This is a genomic window from Saccharomonospora sp. (genome assembly GCF_027317685.1).
Lineage (GTDB): Bacteria > Actinomycetota > Actinomycetes > Mycobacteriales > Pseudonocardiaceae > Saccharomonospora.
The window spans coordinates 1-2,253 of the sequence record NZ_DAHVQP010000059.1 but is presented as its reverse complement, the minus strand read 5'-3'; the positions used below and the strand labels follow the sequence as shown (position 1 = coordinate 2,253).

2 protein-coding genes are annotated in these 2,253 nt (G+C 66.1%); both read right to left on the bottom strand.

The genetic code is table 11. The features are described 5' to 3' along the window. Positions 1-333: 333 nt before the first annotated feature. Complete coding sequence (locus M7H19_RS07350) at positions 334-1,299, bottom strand: hypothetical protein (protein WP_298178663.1); 966 nt, start codon at positions 1,297-1,299, stop codon at positions 334-336. An 86-nt stretch (positions 1,300-1,385) separates the two neighbouring features. Then, positions 1,386-2,234: a DivIVA domain-containing protein gene (locus tag M7H19_RS07345; protein WP_298178660.1), complete on the bottom strand. Its 849-nt coding sequence runs from the start codon at positions 2,232-2,234 to the stop codon at positions 1,386-1,388. Positions 2,235-2,253 lie beyond the last annotated feature (19 nt).

Below are 2,253 nucleotides of genomic sequence, written 5' to 3'. Positions count from 1 at the left end.
AAGGATGCCTTCGGATACATCTGTGGTGCGCTCCTCGCGGTTCTCGCTGTCTCGCTCGGCCGTGGACGTCGACGGCCTGCTCGGGGACGAGACGGCGTCTGGCGACGCGCGTACCGCGGTACCACCCCGCTTGCCCACGCGCGGACGCGCGTGGACCACTTCATTCGACGGCTGTGACGGGCCGGACCCGTCCGGTTCTACTGAGGCACACGGGATCACGACGAATCCAACGGTGCCCGTTCTTCCGGAAGCTCCCCGGTGATAGCCGGATCGATGCCTATGACATACAGACTAGCCGGTCATCGGCCCGTCATATCTACGGGACCCACCCGCCTACGCCGTGCTACGACGCGAAAGACGCCGCCGGCGGTGGTTGGCCGACAACGCCGCGTCCGGCCCGCAGAGAGCGCAGGGAGTGAACCCGAGGTCACGCGCTTCCTTCACCGCGAGTGGGATCGTCGCCCTGGGCCCGAGCCAGGTGCAGTCGGCGAGGTGGTAGCGCGGGTACTCGTCCACGACGAGCACCTCGGCCTCCAGTTCCGCCACGAGCAGCGCGTCCTCGGGGCCGGTGTTCTCCTCGGGAGGGTCGACGTCGGCACCGGCGAGCTCACCCGACGACGCCAGCAGAGCGGTGCGTGGCGCGGTGTCGGTGAGACTGTCCACCCCCTCTATGGACACCGGTTCCCGAGTCGACAAAGGCGGAGTGCCCGCATCCGCGGTACGGACGGAATCGGAGGTCTCGGGGATCCCGGCCGACGCCGAGGATGCCGAGGATGCCGAGGACTGTGAGGACTTCGAGGACTTCGCCGACACCGCCTTGACATCCTCGGCCAGCTCGGGGCCTCCCTCGGTCTCGGACGTCGTGACCCCGGCCGACTCATCGGCCGTGGCCGTGTCGGTCTTGTCGGCTGTGTCGGCCGTATCCGCCGAGCCGGTCGCCGTGATCACGGTCCGATCGGTAGAGGCGGAGTGCGCGGACTTCGCAGACCCGGCCTCACCGGTACCACCTCGGTCAACAGCACCGTCGTCGACACTGTCGACACGGTCAGCGCTGTCGACACTGTCGCCGTCGCCTCGTTTTCCGCCCGAATCGGACTTCGATTCATCGGCGGATTCGGGCGTCCCCGTTTTCTGTGTCGAGTTCCGCAGTCGTCGACGCGCCCAGTCGACCACCAACAGCATCCCGGCGAGGCCCGAAGCAACGATCGACACCCAGGCCCACAGTGAGCTGGCCGTGACGAGTGCCGCCACCACCAGCCCTAGGGCCGCCAGCACCAGCAGAAGGACGATGTAGAGCACGGTGAATTACAACACATCTCCGGCGTGACGGCGGGGATGACCCGCCGTCACAACGCCACCGAACGGACTCCGGAGAGGTCGAAAGCTCAACCGGCCTCGGCCCGTGGCCCGAACGAGTAGCTCTGCCCGCTACTGCTGCTCGACTGGCCAGAACTAGACGAAGACGCCGAGGCGGGCGCAGCAGACCCCCGGTCATCCAGCTCACGCAGCTGCGATTCCAGAAAGCCCCGCAACCGAGTGCGGTACTCGCGCTCTATGGTACGCAGTTCCTCGATCTTCTTGTTGAGAGCTGTCTTCTCGGTGTTGAGATTGTTCAACGTCTCGGTGTACTTGCGCTGGGCCTCGCGATCCATATTGGTCGCCTTCTCCCGCGCCTGGCGCTCCAGCGTCTCGGCCCTGGTGCGTGCCTCGTTCAGCATCGTCTCAGCCCGAGTTCGCGCCTCGTTGACCATCGAATCGGCCTTCGAACGCGCGTCGGACAGCAACTGCTCCGACTTGGTCCTGGCCTCGGCGAGCATGCTGTCGGACTCGGTCTTCGCCTCGGCCGTGAGCCGGTCGGCCATCTCCTGAGCGAGACCCAACACCTTGGCGGCCTGCACGTTCGGCTCGCCCCCGTCGGCCATGAGCCCGGTCGCCTGAGTTTGCTCCATTGCGGACGCGGGTGGCGGCACAGGGGCCAACCGGCGCGAGGGTGCGTCGTCGCGTGCTCCGTGCTGTGCGGCCTTGGCGGCTTCCAACTCGCTACGAGTTGATTCCAACTCTGCATCGAGCTGTTCGACCTGCTGCCGCAGCTCGTTATTGTCCTCAATCAATCGGGCAAGCTCGGTCTCGACAAGGTCGAGGAACGCGTCCACCTCGTCCTCGTTGTAGCCCCGCTTGCCGATCGGAGGCTTGCTGAACGCGACGTTATGCACGTCAGCAGGAGTCAACGACATCAGATCACCTCACGCACTC